We start from the raw sequence: 847 nt of genomic DNA, 5'->3' as shown, positions 1-847 counted from the left end.
AGAGGGGCTGATGCGATCTCCGGACCGGTAGCTCTCGCCGTAATTGATCAGGCTGGTACTGTTGGAAGGCTTGATCAGCCTCGTCACCCCAATCTCCAGCATAGCTCACTGTCACGCGGCCAACGTGCCTCCGTAGCTAACATCTACGTCAGCGTTGAAGAAGTACCCTGCGCCACGGGATGTTTTGACCAGGCGAGGGTTGGCCGCATCAGCCTCCAGCTTTCGGCGCAAGCGCATGATTAGGACATCGATACTTCGATCGTACACCTCTTCTCCACGCACACGGCTCGCGAGCAAAAGCCGTTCTCTGGATAGCACGTTGCGGGGGTTCTCCAGAAATGCGATCAAGAGATTGAACTCACATGCGGTAAGCTTGACCTCGCCACGCTCCGCACAGATCAGTCGCCGCTGCTTCACGCTGAGCTTCCAGGCCCCAAAGCGAAATGAGCGCTGCTCTCTGGTTCGCGGACTAGAAATGCGCTGGCGTAGCGCTACTCGAATGCGGGCCAAGAATTCGCGCATCCCGAAAGGCTTGGGAATGAAATCGGTTGCGCCGAGCTCCAGTGCAACCACTTTTTCCGCCTCATCAAGCCGGTCGCCGCTGATCACTATGATAGGAACATCCGATTTTGTCGCCAGATTGCGGACGATCGCAAGTCCATCCTCCCGGCCTAGGTTAAGGTCAACAACCACGAGATCGACTGGCTCACGTGAAAGAACATAGTCAAACTGCTTGCTATCGTGGACTGCGGTTACCTTCAGGGCATGCATCGTGAGATACTCGGCGATGAGGCGCCGCATTGCGGCATCATCGTCAATGACAAGAACATGTTTCAACGGCACACCT

Annotated in this window: 1 protein-coding gene; it reads right to left on the bottom strand. The window is 56.0% G+C overall.

Annotated features, from left to right (window positions below):
- Positions 1 to 111: 111 nt before the first annotated feature.
- Positions 112 to 837 (bottom strand): two-component system response regulator VirG, encoded by a 726-nt coding sequence (gene virG / locus NKI73_RS33565; RefSeq protein WP_023685159.1) that lies wholly within the window; start codon positions 835 to 837, stop codon positions 112 to 114.
- Positions 838 to 847 lie beyond the last annotated feature (10 nt).

The sequence above is a fragment of the Mesorhizobium sp. M0496 genome (genome assembly GCF_040321205.1).
In the GTDB taxonomy this organism is placed as follows: Bacteria; Pseudomonadota; Alphaproteobacteria; order Rhizobiales; family Rhizobiaceae; genus Mesorhizobium.
The sequence above is the reverse complement of the archived record's forward strand: the minus strand, read 5'-3'. Positions and strand labels throughout refer to the sequence as shown.